Below are 19638 nucleotides of genomic sequence, written 5' to 3' on the forward strand. Positions count from 1 at the left end.
TTTACCAATTAATTATTGGTTTATTATTTGCGTTTAAATAGGAATTCGTTTTACTAAAATGCTTGTTCCCAAACCATTTTCCTTGATTGGCACTCATGGGCGATGGATGGCCACATTCTAAAACTAAATGTTTATTTCTATCAATTTTTAAGCCCTTTTTATGAGCAAAACTTCCCCAAAGCAAAAAAACAATATTTGTTTTCTCTTTTGAAATTATTTCAATAACAGCATCTGTAAAGACATTCCAAGCCAAATGTTTATGACTATTTGGAAGATCTTTTTTAACCGTTAGTGTGGCATTTAAAAGCAAAACTCCTTGCCTCGCCCAAGATTCTAAATTGCCCGAAGTTGGCATAAATAGCAACCCTAAATCATCGTTTAATTCTCGAAAAATATTGCGCAATGATGGAGGGATTTTTACACAATCATTTATTGAAAAGCATAAACCATTCGCTTCTCCTTGACCATGATACGGATCCTGACCTATGATTACGACTTTTAAATCATCGAATGAACACTGTTTTAAAGCTGCAAAAATCAATTCCTTCGGAGGATAACAAATAGTCTTTTTATATTCATCATCAACAGCCTGCATCAAATTGTGAAAATACGGTTTTTGAAATTCTTTCGATAAAATAGGTTGCCAAGAAGCATCAATATCAATCAACATTGTTTAATTTTTTACAAAAATATGAAATTCTCATTCAATAAGACTTTTAACCTTTGTAACTTTGAACATTGATACAAAATTCATGATCTCTATAACAGAAAAAACACTTCAAGACTTACAATTTCCTACCGTATTAGAAACTATTTCTTCAATATGCAATACCGATATTGGAAAACAAAAAGCAACAGCAATTGTTCCGTATAAAGAAAAAGAAACGCTGATGACTGCCCTGATGCAAACATCTGAATACCTTTCCTCCTTTCAGAATAACAATGCCGTCCCTAACCATGGTTTTGATTCGATTTCTTATGAAATAAAATTTCTAGGTATTGAAGACAGCTTTCTGGAAGTGGGAAGTTTTCGAAAAATTGCTACCATATCAGAAACCAGTAATGTCTTGTTACAATTTTTTAAAAAGTTTGAAGACTACTATCCATTCTTAAATAGGAAAGCTTCGCAAGTAGCATATACTAAAGAAATCATAAAGCTCATAGATGAGGTTGTTGATAAATATGGTGAAATTAGGGATAATGCTTCTCCTGATTTACAACACATTCGAAGAGAAATGAATACCGTTCGGGGTAAAGTGAATCAAAGTTTTGGAATGGCTCTAGCACAATACAATGGCTTAGGCTATTTAGATGACATTAAAGAAAGTTTTGTGCACAACCGTCGCGTTTTAGCAGTTCTAGCCATGTACAGAAAAAAAGTAAAAGGCTCCATATTAGGAAGTTCTAAAACGGGAAGTATTGCTTATATCGAACCCGAAACTACATTGAATTATTCTCGAGAGTTGAGTAATCTAGAATATGAAGAAAAAGAAGAAATTACTAGAATTTTAAAACAATTATCCAATAGCATTCGACATTTTTTGCCTTTAATTATTCAGTATCAAGATTTTTTAAGTGATATAGACGTTATTGCTGCAAAAGCAAAATACGCTACTCGAATTAATGGAATTTTACCTAAAATAACAGAAGAAAGAAAATTGTATTTTCGAGATGCCTTCCATCCTATTTTGTACTTGAATAACAAACAGAAAAACGAAATAACGCATCCACAAACCATCGAATTACATCAAGAAAATCGTATTATTGTAATATCAGGTCCTAATGCTGGAGGAAAAACGATATCGTTAAAAACGGTTGGTTTATTGCAATTGATGTTACAATCTGGAATCCTAATTCCTGTGCACGAGCGCAGTGAAACCTTTTTATTTGATAGAATTTTAACAGATATTGGAGACAATCAATCTATTGAAAATCATTTAAGTACATACAGTTACCGATTAAAAAACATGAACTACTTTTTGAAGAAATGCAATAAAAAAACATTGTTCTTAATTGATGAATTCGGAACGGGATCTGACCCTGAATTGGGGGGTGCTTTGGCTGAAATTTTCTTAGAAGAATTTTATCATCGTGAAGCATTCGGAATCATAACTACACATTATTCAAACCTGAAAATTTTGGCAAACGAATTACCATTTGCAACAAATGCCAACATGCTTTTTGATGAAAAATCACTAGAGCCTTTGTACCAATTGGTTTTAGGACAAGCAGGAAGTTCTTTTACTTTTGAAGTAGCTCAAAAGAATGGAATTCCATTTGGATTAATTAATCGTGCCAAAAAGAAAATTGAAGTGGGCAAAGTACGATTTGATAAAACCATTGCTACGCTTCAAAAAGAGCGTTCTAAAATGGAAAAAACTTCGCAAACGCTAAAAGAGGAAGAAACGAAAGCGCGAGAAGAGGGAAGAAAAATGGAAACCATAAACGTAAAAATCAAAGAAAAACTAGAGAGTTATCAAGAATTGTATGATAGCAATCAGAAACTAATTTATATTGGCCAAAAAGTAGATGTTATTTCGGAGAAATATTTCAATAATAAGAATAAAAAAGAGTTGGTTGCCGAATTTTTGAAAATAGTAGAAATGGACAATTCTAAACGTCGTAAAGCATCCGTAAAAGAAACAATCGTTAAAAAAGAAAAAGAAAAAATCATTCAAAAAGAAGTTGAGGTTAAAGTAGAAGCTATTCGGATTGAAAAAAAAGAAAAGAAAATAAAAGCCAACTTAGTTCCTGAAAAACCAAAAGTTGTTTTAAAAATTGGAGATAGAGTTCGAATGTTTGATGGTAAAGCGATAGGTACGATTGATAAAATAGAGAAAAACAAAGCTGTTGTAAATTATGGGGTTTTTACCTCTACAGTAAGTGTTGAAGCCTTAGAATATGTTCAAAATAAATAATTGACTATGGAAATTTCAGAATTACCTAAGAATAAAAAAATAATACTTTTTGACGGTGTTTGCAATCTCTGTGAATCTTCAGTTCAATTTGTTATTCAACACGATAAAAAAGATGTTTTTCGTTTTGTAGCTTTACAATCAGAATTAGGTCAAAAAATTATTCATCATATTGGCATTCAGGATAAAAATATAGATAGTGTTATTTTATATGAACCTGGAGTTGCCTATTATTACAAATCATCTGCGGCTTTACAAATAGCAAAAAATCTCGGTGGTTTTTTTCATTTTGGAACTTTTTTTAAAATCATTCCAACGGGTTTAAGAAATGTACTTTATGATTATATTGCCAAAAATCGTTACGGCTGGTATGGCAAAAAAAGTAGCTGTATGATTCCTACAGAGGAATTAAAAGCTAAATTTTTATAAAAAAAGCTGTTTAAAATTTCTTTTAAACAGCTTAAATAAATTATTCAGATAAATTATTGCTCCGTATATTTTACAAAAAATTCTCCTTTTGTAAAAACTTTAGAAACAGTCATACCTTCATTTTTTCCTGTAAAATTAAAAGTTCCTTTTACTGTCTTGTTTGTTTGATTTAACTCTGTAACAGTTATATTTCCTTCGCTTGTTTCAAAATTTGAATAATCTGAAGAATAAACAGAAGTAGCAGTTCCTTCAGTATATATACAATTAGTAGAAGCAAATTCAAGCGGAAAAACACCTGGCTCAGTAAAATCTACCAAACTTAAATTTAATGTTGTAGAACCATCCGTTCCTACAATAATTAATGATCCAAATGATTTTATATAAATTGCTTGAGTTGTATTCCATTGTTTTGAAACACCATCTTTAGTAACTTTTATTGCATAAGTAGTAACTTCACCACCACCATTGCCTGATCCACCATTGCCACCACCGCCATTATTAACAGGAACTGAATTAAAGGCTGGGTCAATAGGTTCATCTTCACATGAAGTAAAAAGTACTGAAGAAATCAACAAAAATGTTACTGCTAAAAATTTTATTTTGCTCATGAGACTTAAATTTTTAATTTTTTTTCAAATATAATTTTTTTTAACGATTTAGTAAAACTTTTTTAGGAACTCTTGTCAACAGAATTACTCCAATTATAAAAAAAATCGCTAGAAAAACAATTGCCAGTCTAGGGCTACCCGTAATTTGGTCAATTACCCCATAAATGCACATGCCAATTACAATTCCTATTTTTTCAGAGACATCATAAAAACTAAAAAAAGAGGCTGTGTCCTTAGTAACGGGTAATAACTTAGAATAAGTAGATCTTGATAATGCTTGAATTCCGCCCATTACTAAACCTACTAATCCAGCCATAACATAAAAATGAATAGGTGACGTTATAAAATAAGCAGCTAGACAAAGTAAAACCCAAAAGCAATTGATTACGATAAGAGTTGGAATATTTCCAAATTTAGCAGAAGCTCTTGAAGTAAGACCCGCTCCAAGAATAGCTACCAATTGAATTACCAAAATACAAATAATTAACCCTGTTGTACTTTCACTCTTAGATTGCCATGCAATTTCTTGGGCACCAAAGTAAGTAGCAATTAACATTACCGTTTGAACTGCCATACTGTAGACAAAAAAACTCAATAAATAGTGCTTTAACGGTTTGTAATCTTCTAGTGAAATCCATACTTTTTTTAGTTCTTTAAATCCATTAAACACAACAGCTTTAGTTACTTTAAGTTCTGAATTGTCATTTCCTTTTGGTAAAAAATAAAAAGAATATTGACTAAAAAGAATCCACCAAATTCCAACCATAATAAAGGAATAACGCATTTGATCTATTTTATTTGCATCGTCTGCTCCCATTATCATTGCTAAATTTACAATTAATAAAATAACACTCCCAAAATATCCTAATGAATAACCTTTAGCACTTATTTTATCTTGCTGCTCTGGAAAGGCAATATCAGGAAGATAAGAATTGTAAAACACCAAACTTCCCCAAAAACCAATTAACCCTAAAATATAAAATAACAATCCTATATAAATAGTATTTAAATCAAACCAATACAAACCCATACAAGAAAAAGCGCCTAAGTAACAAAAAAAACGCATAAACGATTTCTTATTCCCGACATAATCAGAAATTCCAGATAATAAAGGAGATATAAAAGCTACAATTAAAAATGCAAAAGCAGTACTAAAACTGATTAATGCGGAGTTTTTAAGATACAATCCAAAAACAGAAATATAATGACTATTATTTGCAAATAAGGATTCATAAAAAATAGGAAAAACTGCAGAAGAAATTACAAGCGGGTACACAGAATTAGCCCAATCATAAAATGCCCATGCGTTTAATAACTTCTTACTGCCTTTAGGTAAATTAGCCATACCAATCGTTTTAAAGTATTAATTATTTTCCTACGAAAATACATATTTTAAATATTGAATCATCATTTAATTTCTCATTATTTTTCTAATTTAACAAACTTCCAAATTTTAATTTATTTAATGAAATTTTCACATCTAGCCTAAAAAAAAAAGACTATTTTTGCTTCTTATTTAAGACAAATCTCACATTGATTGTTTTTACAATTAATATTGGGATGTTTTTTTATGAAATTAAAAATAAAACAATAGTATTAATATCACTGTTATTAGTGATAGATATTATAGCTTAAAAATTCTATTTTTGGATTTTAGTAAATATAAACATTTATTAATTTAAATATATTTTAAAATATTCCTGAAAGCTCTTGTTTTAAGCTATACAAACAGATTTAAATGACAAATAGGATACTATATATTATACTTTTTTTATTTACGTTCAATTGTTTTTCACAAGCAATAGTTGTAGATGAGACCACTTATTCAGTTCCTGAATTAGTTTCTAAAATTTTAGTAAATTCAAAATGTTTACAAGCAACAAAAATTACATCTAGTACAGGTACAAAATATGGAGCTGGTAATGGTATTGGTTATTTTGAAACTACAAATCCCGATTTCCCTATAAAAAAAGGAGTAATACTAAGTACTGGAAGCGTAAAAAATGCTCCAGGTCCTAATACTACTATTCAAAGTGATGGAAATAGTTCTTGGCTGGGAGATACTGATTTAGATAACACCATGGCTGCTGCTGGAGTTCCTTTGGTCTCTACAAATGCTACAATTTTAGAATTTGATTTTGTACCAATTTCTACAAAATTTAGTTTTGATTTCTTATTTGCTTCAGAGGAATATGGAAATTTTCAATGTGAATTTGGTGATGCTTTTGCGTATTTATTAACCAATACTGTTACCAATGTAACAACTAATTTAGCTGTTGTGCCTTCAACAGTTGACCCAATTTCAGTTGTTACTATTCGAAATAACGCCTATCTTGGTACTTGTCCATCAGTAAATGAAAATTTTTTTGATAATTACTACGGAGGAGCTTTAGCAGCTGGAGCGGCAACAAATTTTGAAGGCAATACCGTAAAAATGACAGCATCTGCAGTATTGGTACCAAATGTAAAATATCACATAAAATTAGTAATTGCTGATAGGTCTAACTACGAAAATGATTCTGCCATATTTCTTTCCTCACAAACGTTTAACTTGAGTGAAAATGTTTTAGGTCCAGATTATACAATAGACAATAACAAAGCGATTTGTATTGGCGATTTTGCTGAAGATTTAACTACTGGATTAGATCCTTTGTTTTATTCATTTGTTTGGAAAAAAAACGGAATTGTGATTCCAGGACAAACTGGTCCAAATTTGACAGGAATTACAGGAGGAAACTATAGTGTAATTTACACAAATTTTAAAAATATTTGTGAACCTATAACAGACAATATTTTTGTAGAGACCTATCCCGCCGTCTTAGCATCAAACCCATTAGACATTTATAAATGTAATATAGGATCACCTACTTATAGTTATGATATATCTTCAAATACCCCAAAAATGTTAGTAGGATCAGGAAGTCCTTTGGTGCCTATACAAATTTCGTATCATATATCGTTAGCTGATGCTAATAGTGGATCTAGCCCCTTATCTAGTCCTTATGATAGTCCTGACAATGTGACGATTTATGCTAGAATAGTAAATCAAACCACAGGCTGCCATATTGTTAAAACATTTAAATTATTAACATCAACAGGAACTATTGCTAATAAACCAAAAGATTTAACAGAATGTTCACTAACAGGAATTGCTCCTTTTAATTTAGCTTCCAATTTATCATTGATATTAAATGGACAGTCTCCATTATTAAATATTGTTAGTTTTCATAGTAGTCAAAGTGACGCTGATAACGATTTAAGCCCATTACCAACAAACTATGCCTCTAGTGGAGGAACGGTTTACGTAAGAGTAGAAAATAGAGATGATCCTACTTGTTACTCTACTACAAGTTTCGAATTATTTGTATCTTTAGTTCAGCCATTAGATGTATTACCGCCAGTTTTTGTCTGCGGCTCTTATACATTGCCTAAATTAGTAAATGGTTTTTATTTCGAAGGCACCAAGGGAACTTTGAGACAATTTTTTGAAGGGGACATTATTACTCCTCTTACTATTCCTAGTTTAAAGAATATTGTCACTATTTTTATCTTTGATCCTTTGTCACCTTGTATCCCTCTGAAGGAAAATAGCCTTATTATTACTTTTGTAGATATTCCATTAATAACTCCAAAAAATCAAATTGTTTGTGATAATGAAGGTTATGCTCTTCCTGGTTTAACTTATGGAAATTACTATTCTCTGCCTAACGGAACTGGAGATGTACTTACAGGTGTAATTAAAACACCACAAACAATATACACTTATTTCCAGTCTCTAACCGATCCAACTTGTATTACCTCAGGAGTTTTTAAAGTTGACACTATAGTTTCCCCAATATTACCAGAATTTGCTAATACATATGACTGCCTGTCCTATAAATTACCTCCTTTAAGTGTTGGAAAATATTTTAATGCTTTAGGAAGTGAACTTTTACCAGGTACCGCAATAACTGCAGACGAAACCATTACTGTTGAAGCCAAAACAAATACTAAACCAATTTGTACAGACACTAAATCTTTTAAAGTATTTATTGGCACTTTTCCCTATCCTAAAGACCCCAAAGATTGCGTAAAATTTAAGCTTCCTGATTTACCTGTAGGCACCTATCATACTGCTCCTAACGGATTGGGTGATATAGTACCTTTTGGAACTGAAATAAATGTAACCACATCATTATATGTATACGTCCCTGCAGATGCTAACTCGAATTGTCCATCATTTGATGAAAAAATTACAATTACAATAGAATTACCCCCTTTATCAAACCCAAATGATGTTTCTAAAGCTTATTGTGATTCATACACGCTATTGCCATTAACCAATGGTAATTATTTTAAAGGTAGTGATGGTAGTGGTAAACCATTATTTGCAGGTGATGATATAAAAAAAACAACGCCTCTTTATATTTATATTAGTGACGGAAATAAATGTAAAAATGAAATACCATTCACAATTACCATTAATCCTAACGCAAAAGTTGATAATAGAGCCAGTCTCGATTTTTGTGGAGGCGTAAACTATCCATTAACTCCAATGTCTGTAGGTTCTGTTGGAAATTATTATAAGGGTCCTCTAGGAACAGGTGGTAAACTTTTAGCCGGAGATGTTATTACTAAAACCAAAACGATATACATATATGGAACTACAACTACAGTACCGCCTTGTCCTGTAGAAAATTATTTTACTCTAACTTTTACTCCTAGAGTAGACATATCAGCAGATATTAGCGTTTGTGAAAATTATATATTACCAGTGCTTACAGAAGGTGAATATTATACACTACCTAGTGGTCAAGGAACAAAACTTATTGCTGGAGACATTATAGACACTAATCAAACTATTTATATTTATAATGAATATCCTAACAGAAAAGAAATTTGTACCGATGAGAGCAGTTTTACAGTAACTATTACTAGACCCATAGTAAATAATACTACCCCAACCAATAAAATTTATTGCGATGAAGATGGCGTTAACGATGGTTCGATATTGATTGATTCAACTACGTTAAAAGAGGATATTCTTATAGGACAGCCTGAACCCTCTGCTAATTATAACATAAAGTATTATAATACAGTAGCTGATGCTATTATTGATAAAAATCCTATTACAACAGTAAAAACCCAAGATGTTTATTATAAAATAAATAATGTACTCACACCCAATTGCTTCAGCATCGTAAATAAAATAGGCATAACCATTAATAAAATTCCTCTTCCTGATCCGAATGAAGGTTTAATATGTGTTAATATTAGCAACACAGTAGTCATTAATAGTGGTTTACCAATTGCCCCAGAAAATGTTTTTGAATGGTTTAACAACGATGCTAATGACTTAATGCCTTCAGAAACTAGTAACGAAATTACTGTTTCAGTACCTGACATCTATGCAGTAAAAGTAACCAATACACTCACAACCTGTTCTTCTCAAAAAATAGCTGTAACAGTGGTTCGTTCTAGTCCACCTCTAAATATTGAATTAACAACAACGTCATTGGCCTTTGATGAAAACCAAGTCGTTACAGTTCTTAATCCTGGAGGAGAAGGAGATTATGAATACCAATTGGATTCTGGCCCTTTTCAAAGCAGTCCGGTTTTTGAAGGGATAAAACCAGGTATTCACGATATTACTGTAAGAGATAAAAACGGATGTGGATTAAAAAAAAGTGAGACGTTTTCTATAATTAATTATTTAAAATATTTTACTCCAAACGCAGACGGTTACAACGACACTTGGAACATTATTGGATTAAAAGACCCTGAGGCTTCAATTAGTATTTTTGATCGTCATGGTAAATTAATAAAGCAAATTAGTCCTATTGGGACTGGTTGGGATGGAAATTATAATAATAAACCGTTGCCATCTAGTGATTATTGGTTTAAAGTTACCTATTTCGATGATTTAAGGAATAAAAAAGAATTTCAAGCTCATTTTTCTCTAAAAAGATAATTATTCTAGAAAATCAAAAAGCTTTTGAATTTTACACTTCTACATATTGAAATACAGGAATTCATAACTGTAAATCTTGAAAAAAGCATTTCTACATTAGCCTTGCAAAAGAATCCATTTCCAGAAGTAAATTGGATAACACTATTAGAACAAATTATTGCCAAAAAGAAAGCCAAACAAAAACTGCCTACTTGGTTTCAATCAAAATTTATTTTATATCCTAGTAAAATAGCCATAGAACAAACGTCATCTGAGAAAACGGCTCTCTATAAATCATCATTAGTTTCAGGTGATAGTCTTATAGATTTAACTGGTGGTTTTGGTGTAGATGATTATTATTTTTCTAAAAAAGTGCAATCGGTTATACATTGTGAAATTAATATGGAATTGTCTGAAATTGTTGCCCATAATTTCGAAAAATTAAATGTAAAAAACATTTACTGCTATGAAGGTAATAGTCAAGATATATTACTCAAACAAAATAAAGAATTCGATTGGATTTATATAGATCCTTCTAGACGAAATGATGAAAAAGGCAAGGTATTCATGCTAAAAGATTGCTTGCCAAATGTTCCAGATTTATTAGATTTTTATTTTGAATATTCAAATAATGTATTGATAAAAACAGCTCCAATTTTAGATATTTCTGCTGGATTATCAGAATTAAAAAATGTAAAAGCTATTCATATCATTGCAGTTGATAATGAGGTAAAAGAACTGCTTTGGGAATTGAGTAAAGATTACCAAGGTGAAATTTTAATTCAGACAGCAAACATTGAAAAATCGAGAATTTCAAAATTTGATTTTTATTTAAACGTAAATAAAAAACTACCTACTTTTAGTTTACCAAAAAAATATCTTTTTGAACCCAATAGTGCTATTATGAAATCAGGTGGATTTGATGAAGTAAGTTCAAAATATAAAATTGATAAGTTACATCAACATTCCCATCTTTATACTTCAGATAAACTAATAGATTTTCCAGGAAGAATTTTTGAAATTGAAAACACAATTCCATATTCAAAAGTAATGATGAAAAAGGAATTTGAAAATCAGAATGCGAACATAACGACAAGAAATTTTCCGGAAAGTGTAGAAAATATTCGAAAAAAATGGAAAATTAAAGACGGAGGAAATCGGTATTGTTTTTTTACAACCGATATAAATAATGCTAAAATAGTTTTAATTTGCACTAAAATAAAAGTATCATGAAACATATTGTATTTACAATTATTATCTTATTAAATTTGAATATTTATGGTCAAAAACCATGCGAAATAAGTACTGATGTTACTGATTCGATAGGGAAATATAAATCGACAAAAGAGTATCTTGTGTATGAAAAAAATTTCAACGAAAAATCAAGTTTTATTTTTGCTTCATTCGTTTTAACAGATAAAATTCCAATATTAAATTTACAGTTCATAGAAAAAAGTAAAGAATTTATCAAAGCAAAATGTTTTGATAGTAACTCTAAATTGTATTTACAATTAATGAACAGTAAAATAATTACACTATCTCATACCAGTCAGGAAAGTTGTGGCACGTTATTAAGAGATGCTAAAGGATTTGACAACAGAATATTAACAGGGTATTTTTTAATTAAAAAAGAAAATTTTGTAGATCTTAAAAATTCTCCCGTTTCCTTTATTCGAATAAAATACAGCACAGAAAATGAAGATTATATTTTTAAGAAAGAATTAAAATCAGAATTAAACGCGACGGTATCAGAACCGGAGAGTTTTTTTATAAATTACTTACACTGCATCGAATAAATATTAATCGCAAATCCATTTAAAATTAGATAAGTTATCTTTTTTTGCGTTTTTTAAATTATAATGCCACCATTCACTATCAAAAATTCTAAAATTGGCACGAATCATTCCATTTTTTAGTAATTTCCTATTATTTTTTACTTCCTCAGAAAGATTTTCAAATTCATGACTTGATTCTATTCCAAAAAAATCAAAAGGAGTTCCCATATCCAATTCTTTTCCATTACTATCAACCAAAGTAATATCTACCGCTCCTCCTCTATTGTGTATGGATCCTTTTTTAGGATTAGCTACATAATCAGGATTTGAAATTATACTCCACATTTTTTTCTGAACATCTAGAGGTCTGTAACAGTCAAAAAGCTTAATATGATAACCTTTATTCATAAAACGTTCATTTGCTTTAAGTAATGCCTTTATAGTTCTTAATCTCAAATAGCATTCAGAACAATCATAAACTTTAATTTTTAAAAAATTATCATTAGTGGCATATTTCATATCATAAAAAAAATCAGAACTGTAGTCTTTTAAATTTACAAAAGAAGTATCCGCAATGGATTCAAATAGTTTGGGAGTTAATTCTTGACTATTAACAATTTCTATATTAGATTCTGTAGCTTCTTTCTTTTCAAAAGGATAGATAATCGTATTGATAATTTCGGTTTTTGGATTTTTTTTTGTGTGTATAGAACAAGAAAACAATACAAAAGCCAAAAACAAGGAAAGAAACAAGAATGATTTATTCATAAAAATAGGGTTTAATATGCAAATTAAATAAAAATAAGAGATAAAATAATTTTTAATTCAATTTAGAAATTACATTGTTCAATATTGTTCAATATTATTTAATAATTAACTATTTAAAATATAAAATATAAAACTTTAAACTAAATTTGCACTTTGAAATTATAACAACTCAGCATGAAAAATTTAATTCATTTATTAAGCACTTATTTCATATTATTATTTACAAATTTAATTTTTTCCCAAACTGCACCAGTACAAATAATTCACAATTCAGCAGATTTAACATTAAACACAGTAGACATTTATCTAGATGGCACTATTCTAATAGATGATCTAGCTTTTAGATCAGCTACGCCTTTTCTAGATTTACCAGCTGGAAATTTAATTAGCATTGGCATAGCACCTGGAAATAGCACTTCTAGTTCTGAAAGCTTTTTTAATATATCAACCACATTAGATACTAATGAAACTTACATCATGGTTGGAAATGGAATTGTAAGTGCATCTGGGTATTCTCCAAATGAACCTTTTGCCTTATCTATTTTTCCACAAGGCAGAAAAATTGCAACAAATCCCCTGAATACCGATGTGCTTTTTTGCCATGGGGGAACTGACACTGGTTCTGTAGATATTGTAAATACTACTGTTCTACCAATAAGTAAATTTATAAATAATCTTTCATATACAAGCTTCAACTCTAACTATTTAGATCTTACTACATCAAACTATACTATTGACGTAACCGATGTTTCAGGAAATAGAGTTGTTAGATCATATGATTTCTTTTTAGAACGGTTAAATCTTCAAGGACAAGCTATAACAGTTGTTTCGAACGGATTTTTAAATCGTTCGCAAAATAGTAATGGTGCTTCTTATGGGTTATGGATTGCACTTGCAAGTGGGGGAAGTTTGATAGAATTAGTACAATCAAATTATGCCAGAGTACAAATTTTACATAACTCAGCTGACTTAAGCATTGCAACTGTTGATTTGTATGTAAACAATAAACTTGTAAAAGATAATTTTGCATTTAGATCATCAACGCCTTACCTTGATTTAGATGCTAGTGTTCCTGTTAGAATAGATATAGCTCCATCTAATAGTACTTCTAGCGCAGAAAGTATTTATAATTTTACTACAACATTTACAATAGGAGAAACCTATATTCTTGTTGCAAATGGTGTTTTAAGTACTACTGGGTATTCCCCAAGCATACCTTTAAATTTCTCTGTATTTAATAAAGGCAGAGAGACTTCTTTTGATTCTATTAATACTGATATACTTATTTATCATGGTGCGACTGACGCTCCTACTATTGACATTGTTGAAACAGACGTTCCACTTGGCACTTTAGCAAATGATATTTCTTATTCATCATTTTCTTCTGATTACATTGAATTACCAACTGCAGACTATGCAATTGATGTTAGAGCGGCTAACGGCAATACTGTTCTAAAAACATACTCTGGTGCTTTACAAACTTTAGGTTTAAACGGAGCTTCATTAACAATTGTAGCGAGTGGTTTTTTAAATCCAACACAGAATAGTGATTGTCCAGAATTTGGATTGTGGGTAGCTGGAGTATTTGGTGGTGATATGATTCCTTTACAATTGTACGTGCCAACACCTAAAGCTCGAGTACAAATCATTCATAATTCAGCCGATGCAGCCAATAGGTTTGTTGACGTGTATCTTAATGGACAAATTTTAATAAATGATTTCAATTTTAGAACCGCATCAAAGTTCATAAATATACCCGCAGAAACTCCAATAACAATTTCAGTTGCACCTTCTTCAAGCACCTCAGATTCTGAAAGTTTTTATACGTTTACAGAAACTTTAACTAATAATAAAAAATACATAATTGTTGCCAATGGTAATACAAGTACAAGCGGCTATACTCCTAATCAACCCTTTGGTTTTTCTATTTTTGATCAAGGTAGAGAAATCGCCTCAAATACAGGTAATACCGATATTCTTGTGAATCACGGTGCAACAGATGCTCCTATAGTTGATATCGTAGAAACAAGTGTTCCTGCTGGCACTATTGTAGACAACATATCTTATAATTCATTTAATTCAAATTACTTAGAACTACCAACAGAAGACTTTACGCTAAACGTTACAGATACTAATGGAACAACAGTTCTTAAAACATACTTAGCACTTTTTGAATCTTTTAATTTTAGTGGAAAAGCATTAACAATTGTAGCTAGTGGATTTTTAGACCCTTCACAAAATAATAATGGACCTGAATTTGGATTGTGGGTAGCAACATCATTAGGCGGAAATATGATTCCACTTCAGCTAAAAGAACAAATATTCACATCTCGTGTACAAATTATCCATAATTCTCCTGATGCTGCCAATGCTTTAGTTGACGTATATCTTAATGGAGAGATTTTATTAGATGATTTTAAATTTAGAACAGCAACCGAATTTATGGATGTACCAGCAGAAACAACAATAACTATTTCAATAGCGCCGTCTACAAGTACTTCTGATACTGAAAGTTTTTACACATTTACTGAAACTTTAGCTTCTGATAAAACATACGTTATGGTAGCTAATGGAATTACAAGCACAACTGGTTATACTCCTAACCAACCTTTTGGCTTATCTATTTTTGATCAAGGTAGAGAAATTGCCTCAAATACAGGTAATACCGATATTCTTATAAGTCATGGTGCAACAGACGCTCCTATTGTTGATATCATAGAAACAAGCATTCCTGCTGGCACCATAGTTGATGATATATCTTACAACTCATTTAATTCGAATTATTTAGAACTGTCTACTGCTAATTATGTTTTAGATGTAAGAGATATTACAGGAATAAATATTATAGCGAGTTATTCTGCTCCATTGGCAACTTTGAATCTTCAAGGACAAGCATTAACAGTAGTGGCAAGTGGCTTTATAGATTCATTACAAAATAGTAGTGGCTCTCCATTTGGATTATGGGCAGCGTTAGCATCAGGAGGCGATTTGATAGAATTAGAAAATGCAAACCTTAAAACGGAGGGATTTTCGAATAATATGTTTACTATTTTTCCAAATCCTGTTTCGAGTATTTTAAATATTTCTATTCCTAAAGATAAAAAAATCTATGGGACAAGGATTGTTGATGCTACTGGTAGAACTATCAAAAACGATACTTTAGTAAAAAATAATTCAATAGACATTTCGAATTTATCAAATGGAATATACATGTTAAGTATAGAAATTGATGGAGGAAATTACAATAAAAAATTTATAGTTAGAAAGTAATAGATATATAAGTATCTTGATAAATACTATTTAAATTTTTTTCGTATTATGACTTCCTCTGAGTCTCCCCTTTAAATTTAATTCGTGCCGAAACATTGAAATTGGGACAAATAGGAGAATCTTTAAAACTTTTTCAAGATTTATAAATAAATATGGAAAAATAAGTTATTTACTGAATTTTGGATTTATTGATATAAATTTATTTGGTTTATTATACTTCAAATAATTATAGCCAACGGTTTGATTATAATCTTTTTTAATACTAAGGTACTTAAACATTATTAACTCAAAATTAATTCCGAAATTTATAAGACAGAAAACTGCCATAAATGAAAAATATACTGAAAGAAACCTACGGATTACTTTTTGAAGAAAAGCTAATTGACGAAATAGTAGCTGTTTCTTTATTGCGGGACTTTAAACAAGACGATATACTCATTGATTTTGGTGATTACATCAAGAAAATGCCATTACTAATTTCTGGTGCTATAAAAATACTTAGAGAAGATGTTGATGAGGGCGATCTACTTTTATATTTTATAGAAAAAGGCGACACTTGCGCCATGTCTATGGCCTGCTGCATGGGTGAAACTAAAAGCGAAATTAAAGCAGTTGCAGAGACCAATGGTACCGTAATTATGATACCCGTTCATAAAATGGAAGAATGGTTAGGGAAGTACAAGAGTTGGAGAAACTACATTTTTAATAGCTATAACAGTCGTTTAAAAGAAATGCTCCATACAATTGACAATCTCGCATTTATGAACATGGACAAAAGAATATTGCATTACTTACAGGATAAGGTAAAAATCAATCATTCTAAAGAAATAAAAAATACCCATCAACAAATTGCCTACGATTTGCACACTTCAAGAGTAGTGGTTTCTAGAATACTGAAATCCCTAGAAAATGAAGGAACAATTCGTTTGCATAGAGCTTCAATCGAACTTCTTAAATCATAAATCCAACTCTTGACTCTCAAAACACAACTTAAAACCCATAACTTCTAAACTCTGTAACTTTTGTTGCACAAAGAATATAATTTTTGGTTCATCTTTGCACTATCAAATAGTACTAGATGGAGATTTCTCAAATTATAGGATATATACTCGCCATTTTTGTTGGTATGACTTTAGGCATGTTGGGCAGCGGAGGCTCTATACTTTCGGTTCCAATACTGGTTTATGTAATGGGTATAGAACCTACATTGGCAACAGCCTATTCTTTATTTGTAATTGGTTCAGCATCACTAGTTGGCGGTATTCAAAAAGCCAAACAAAACCAAGTCGATTTCAAGAAAGTGTTACTATTTGGTATTCCTACAGTGATTACTGTATTTTTTACACGCAAAATTTTAGTTCCAAGAATTCCAACGATTCTATTAGAAACAGACCATTTTACTTTAAGTAAATCGGTGTTAATTATGCTAGTTTTTGCGGTAGTGATGATTGTAGCATCCGTTAAAATGATCAAACCATCAGAAGTCATAATATATATAGGAGAAGAAAAAATCAATTATTATAAAATCGGCCTACAAGGTATTGCTATAGGTTTAATTTCTGGATTTGTAGGTGCAGGTGGAGGTTTTCTGATTATTCCAACATTATTATTTCTAGCTAAAACACCAATGAAAATGGCGGTAGGAACCTCTCTTTTTATAGTAGCTTCTCAATCTTTAATAGGATTTATAGGAGATATTCAAGTAAATCAAATTATTGATTGGAAATTACTGTTGCTTTTTACTATTTGTTCCATCTTTGGAATTTTCATTGGAAATTTCATAACTAAAAAGGTTGAAGGCAACAAACTCAAAACTGCATTTGGTTGGTTTGTTTTAGCTATGGGAATATACATTGTAATCAGAGAGCTTTTATTAAACTAATTGCATCATAAATGTATCATTTGTTACCAATTACTATCAAAATAGAGATTAATTTTACGCTAAATCAAAATGAAAATGAAAATAGAGCAAATTTATACAGGTTGTTTGGCACAAGGTGCGTATTATATAGAAAGTAATGGGGAAGTAGCTATTATTGATCCTTTGCGTGAAGTGCAACCTTATATAGACAAAGCCAATAGAAACCATGCTAAAATAAAATACATTTTTGAAACTCATTTTCATGCTGATTTTGTAAGTGGCCACGTAACGCTTGCTGAAAAAACAGGGGCGCCTATCGTTTTTGGTCCTAATGCAAATCCAAGTTTTAAAGCCCATATTGCCAATGACGGAGAAGTGTTTCATTTAGGTGAAATAACCATTACAGCCCTTCACACTCCTGGGCATACCATGGAAAGTACTTGCTATCTACTGAAAGATAAAAATGGTGTAGAATATGCGCTTTTTAGTGGCGATACTTTATTTCTAGGAGATGTTGGCAGACCAGATTTAGCTCAGAAAGCAGCTCACATGACTCAAGAGCAATTAGCAGGAATACTTTTTGACAGTTTACGAACAAAAATAATAACTTTGCCAGATAATGTTATTGTTTATCCAGCACACGGTGCAGGAAGTGCCTGCGGTAAAAATTTAAGTAAAGAAACTGTTGGAACTATTGGCGAACAAAAGAAAATCAATTATGCGCTTCGTGAAGATATGACAAGGGAAGAATTCATTAACGAGGTTACAGATGGATTATTACCACCTCCTGCTTATTTTCCTATGAATGTTAGGCTAAACAAAGAAGGCTACGAAAATGTTGATGATATTATAAAAGAAGCTATTGCTTATGAACCCAAAACCTTCGAATTAGTTGCTAACGAAACTGATGCATTAATTCTAGATGTGCGTCATCAGGATGATTTTGCTAAGGGTCATATTCCAAAATCTATTTTTATTGGCATTGACGGTAATTTTGCTCCTTGGGTAGGGTCATTAATTATCGATAGTAAACATCCTATACTTCTAGTAACTCCATTAGGAAAGGAAAATGAAACCATTATGCGATTAGCAAGAGTGGGTTATGACCATACCTTGGGCTACCTTAAAGGGGGTTTTGAATCTTGGAAAAAGAAAGGTTTTGAATATGATACTGTTAATTCGGTTTCTGCCGAAGAATTAGAAGAAAAGATTCTACATAAAGCCCCAGTTTTTGATGTTAGAAAACCTGGAGAATATGCTGCAGAACACATTCTTGATGTTGCTTCGACCCCTTTAGATTTTCTAAACGACCATTTAGATGAGTTTCCAAAGGAACAGAATTTCTATTTGCATTGTGCTGGAGGATACCGTTCGATGATTGCTGCTTCAATATTAAAAGCCCGTGGTTATCATAATGCAATTAACGTTTTAGGTGGTTTTGATGCTATTAAAAAAACAGGGATAAAAACAACAAATTATGTTTGTCCTTGTACTTTAAAATAAAAAATATTAGTCATGAATAATTTTGATACTTCCATTGAATCAAAAAAGCTAGGATTAATTGACTTTTTTGCAACATGGTATAGCTCATTTAAAACACAATCTCCTATTTTGAAACAAATAAAAGACAGATTAGGAGAGTGGGTTACTATACTCAAAGTTTATGTGGATAAAAAACAACAAATTTATAATCACTATTAAATTCGTGGCATTCCTAAAATGATTTTAATTCAGAAAGGCAAAAAGTTATATACAGAATCTAGAGTGTTATTTAGAGAAGAAAATAATTAAAACTATTTTGGAAAAAAGAAATTAGAAAAGTGAAAATACCAATAATTTAAACAGTTAAATTAATCAAGATGAAAAAGAATATAGGTTTAACAGACAAAATCATTAGAGTCGCAGCAGCAATTTTTGTAGCAATATTATATTTTATAGGAACAATAAGTGGAACTATTGCTATTATTTTAGGAATATTTGCTTTAATTATGATTCTTACAAGTTTTGTAAGTTTCTGTCCATTATATTTTCCTTTTGGGATAAATACCAGAAAAAAGAAATGAAATAATTTTAAAAATTTAAT

15 protein-coding genes are annotated in these 19638 nt (G+C 30.8%); 11 read left to right on the plus strand and 4 right to left on the minus strand.

What is annotated here, in order from left to right; genetic code table 11:
* Position 1: 1 nt before the first annotated feature.
* A complete protein-coding gene (ung, locus tag F6464_RS03565; RefSeq protein ID WP_151106381.1) occupies positions 2 to 670 on the minus strand; it encodes a uracil-DNA glycosylase in 669 nt (222 codons plus the stop codon).
* An 82-nt stretch (positions 671 to 752) separates the two neighbouring features.
* On the opposite strand from ung, the gene F6464_RS03570 reads away from it, so the two are divergent.
* Together F6464_RS03570 and F6464_RS03575 are read left to right on the plus strand one after the other, a co-directional pair.
* On the plus strand, positions 753 to 2918 hold the full coding sequence (locus F6464_RS03570; RefSeq protein WP_151106383.1) for an endonuclease MutS2: 2166 nt from the start codon (positions 753 to 755) through the stop codon (positions 2916 to 2918).
* 6 nt (positions 2919 to 2924) lie between these two features.
* The gene (locus F6464_RS03575) at positions 2925 to 3344 is read left to right on the plus strand and encodes a thiol-disulfide oxidoreductase DCC family protein (protein WP_394349385.1); all 420 of its coding nucleotides are present in this window, start codon (positions 2925 to 2927) and stop codon (positions 3342 to 3344) included.
* Positions 3345 to 3397: 53 nt separating this feature from the next.
* Here the strand turns inward: F6464_RS03575 and F6464_RS03580 are convergent, their stop codons facing one another.
* Together F6464_RS03580 and F6464_RS03585 are read right to left on the minus strand one after the other, a co-directional pair.
* Entirely contained in the window at positions 3398 to 3952 is a 555-nt protein-coding gene (locus F6464_RS03580; protein WP_151106385.1) for a DUF6252 family protein, read from the minus strand.
* 40 nt (positions 3953 to 3992) lie between these two features.
* Positions 3993 to 5297, minus strand: coding sequence for an MFS transporter (locus F6464_RS03585; RefSeq protein WP_151106387.1), 1305 nt, complete (start codon positions 5295 to 5297; stop codon positions 3993 to 3995).
* Between the two features lie 393 nt (positions 5298 to 5690).
* Here F6464_RS03585 and F6464_RS03590 point away from each other — a divergent pair, with 393 nt between their 5' ends.
* From F6464_RS03590 to F6464_RS03600, 3 genes are read left to right on the plus strand one after another with little or no spacing between them, the layout of a single operon-like run.
* Positions 5691 to 9902 (plus strand): T9SS type B sorting domain-containing protein, encoded by a 4212-nt coding sequence (locus tag F6464_RS03590; protein ID WP_151106389.1) that lies wholly within the window; start codon positions 5691 to 5693, stop codon positions 9900 to 9902.
* Between the two features lie 24 nt (positions 9903 to 9926).
* Complete coding sequence (locus F6464_RS03595; RefSeq protein ID WP_151106391.1) at positions 9927 to 11114, plus strand: THUMP-like domain-containing protein; 1188 nt, start codon at positions 9927 to 9929, stop codon at positions 11112 to 11114.
* A complete protein-coding gene (locus tag F6464_RS03600) occupies positions 11111 to 11677 on the plus strand; it encodes a hypothetical protein (protein WP_151106393.1) in 567 nt (188 codons plus the stop codon). The genes F6464_RS03595 and F6464_RS03600 overlap by 4 nt, the downstream gene beginning before the upstream one ends.
* A gap of 3 nt (positions 11678 to 11680) precedes the next feature.
* Here the strand turns inward: F6464_RS03600 and F6464_RS03605 are convergent, their stop codons facing one another.
* Positions 11681 to 12424 (minus strand): M15 family metallopeptidase, encoded by a 744-nt coding sequence (locus F6464_RS03605; protein ID WP_151106395.1) that lies wholly within the window; start codon positions 12422 to 12424, stop codon positions 11681 to 11683.
* 174 nt (positions 12425 to 12598) lie between these two features.
* On the opposite strand from F6464_RS03605, the gene F6464_RS03610 reads away from it, so the two are divergent.
* From F6464_RS03610 to F6464_RS03635, 6 genes are all read left to right on the plus strand, one after another.
* A complete protein-coding gene (locus F6464_RS03610; RefSeq protein WP_151106397.1) occupies positions 12599 to 15694 on the plus strand; it encodes a DUF4397 domain-containing protein in 3096 nt (1031 codons plus the stop codon).
* 329 nt (positions 15695 to 16023) lie between these two features.
* On the plus strand, positions 16024 to 16656 hold the full coding sequence (locus tag F6464_RS03615; RefSeq protein WP_151106400.1) for a Crp/Fnr family transcriptional regulator: 633 nt from the start codon (positions 16024 to 16026) through the stop codon (positions 16654 to 16656).
* Between the two features lie 116 nt (positions 16657 to 16772).
* Positions 16773 to 17576 (plus strand): sulfite exporter TauE/SafE family protein, encoded by an 804-nt coding sequence (locus F6464_RS03620; RefSeq protein ID WP_151106402.1) that lies wholly within the window; start codon positions 16773 to 16775, stop codon positions 17574 to 17576.
* A gap of 75 nt (positions 17577 to 17651) precedes the next feature.
* Positions 17652 to 19058, plus strand: coding sequence for an MBL fold metallo-hydrolase (locus F6464_RS03625; protein ID WP_151106404.1), 1407 nt, complete (start codon positions 17652 to 17654; stop codon positions 19056 to 19058).
* A 12-nt stretch (positions 19059 to 19070) separates the two neighbouring features.
* Entirely contained in the window at positions 19071 to 19256 is a 186-nt protein-coding gene (locus F6464_RS03630) for a thioredoxin family protein (RefSeq protein ID WP_225318023.1), read from the plus strand.
* 158 nt (positions 19257 to 19414) lie between these two features.
* Entirely contained in the window at positions 19415 to 19618 is a 204-nt protein-coding gene (locus F6464_RS03635) for a YgaP family membrane protein (protein WP_151106406.1), read from the plus strand.
* The last annotated feature ends 20 nt before the right edge of the window (positions 19619 to 19638 follow it).

The sequence above is a fragment of the Flavobacterium luteum genome (assembly GCF_008806775.1).
Taxonomy (GTDB): domain Bacteria; phylum Bacteroidota; class Bacteroidia; order Flavobacteriales; family Flavobacteriaceae; genus Flavobacterium; species Flavobacterium luteum.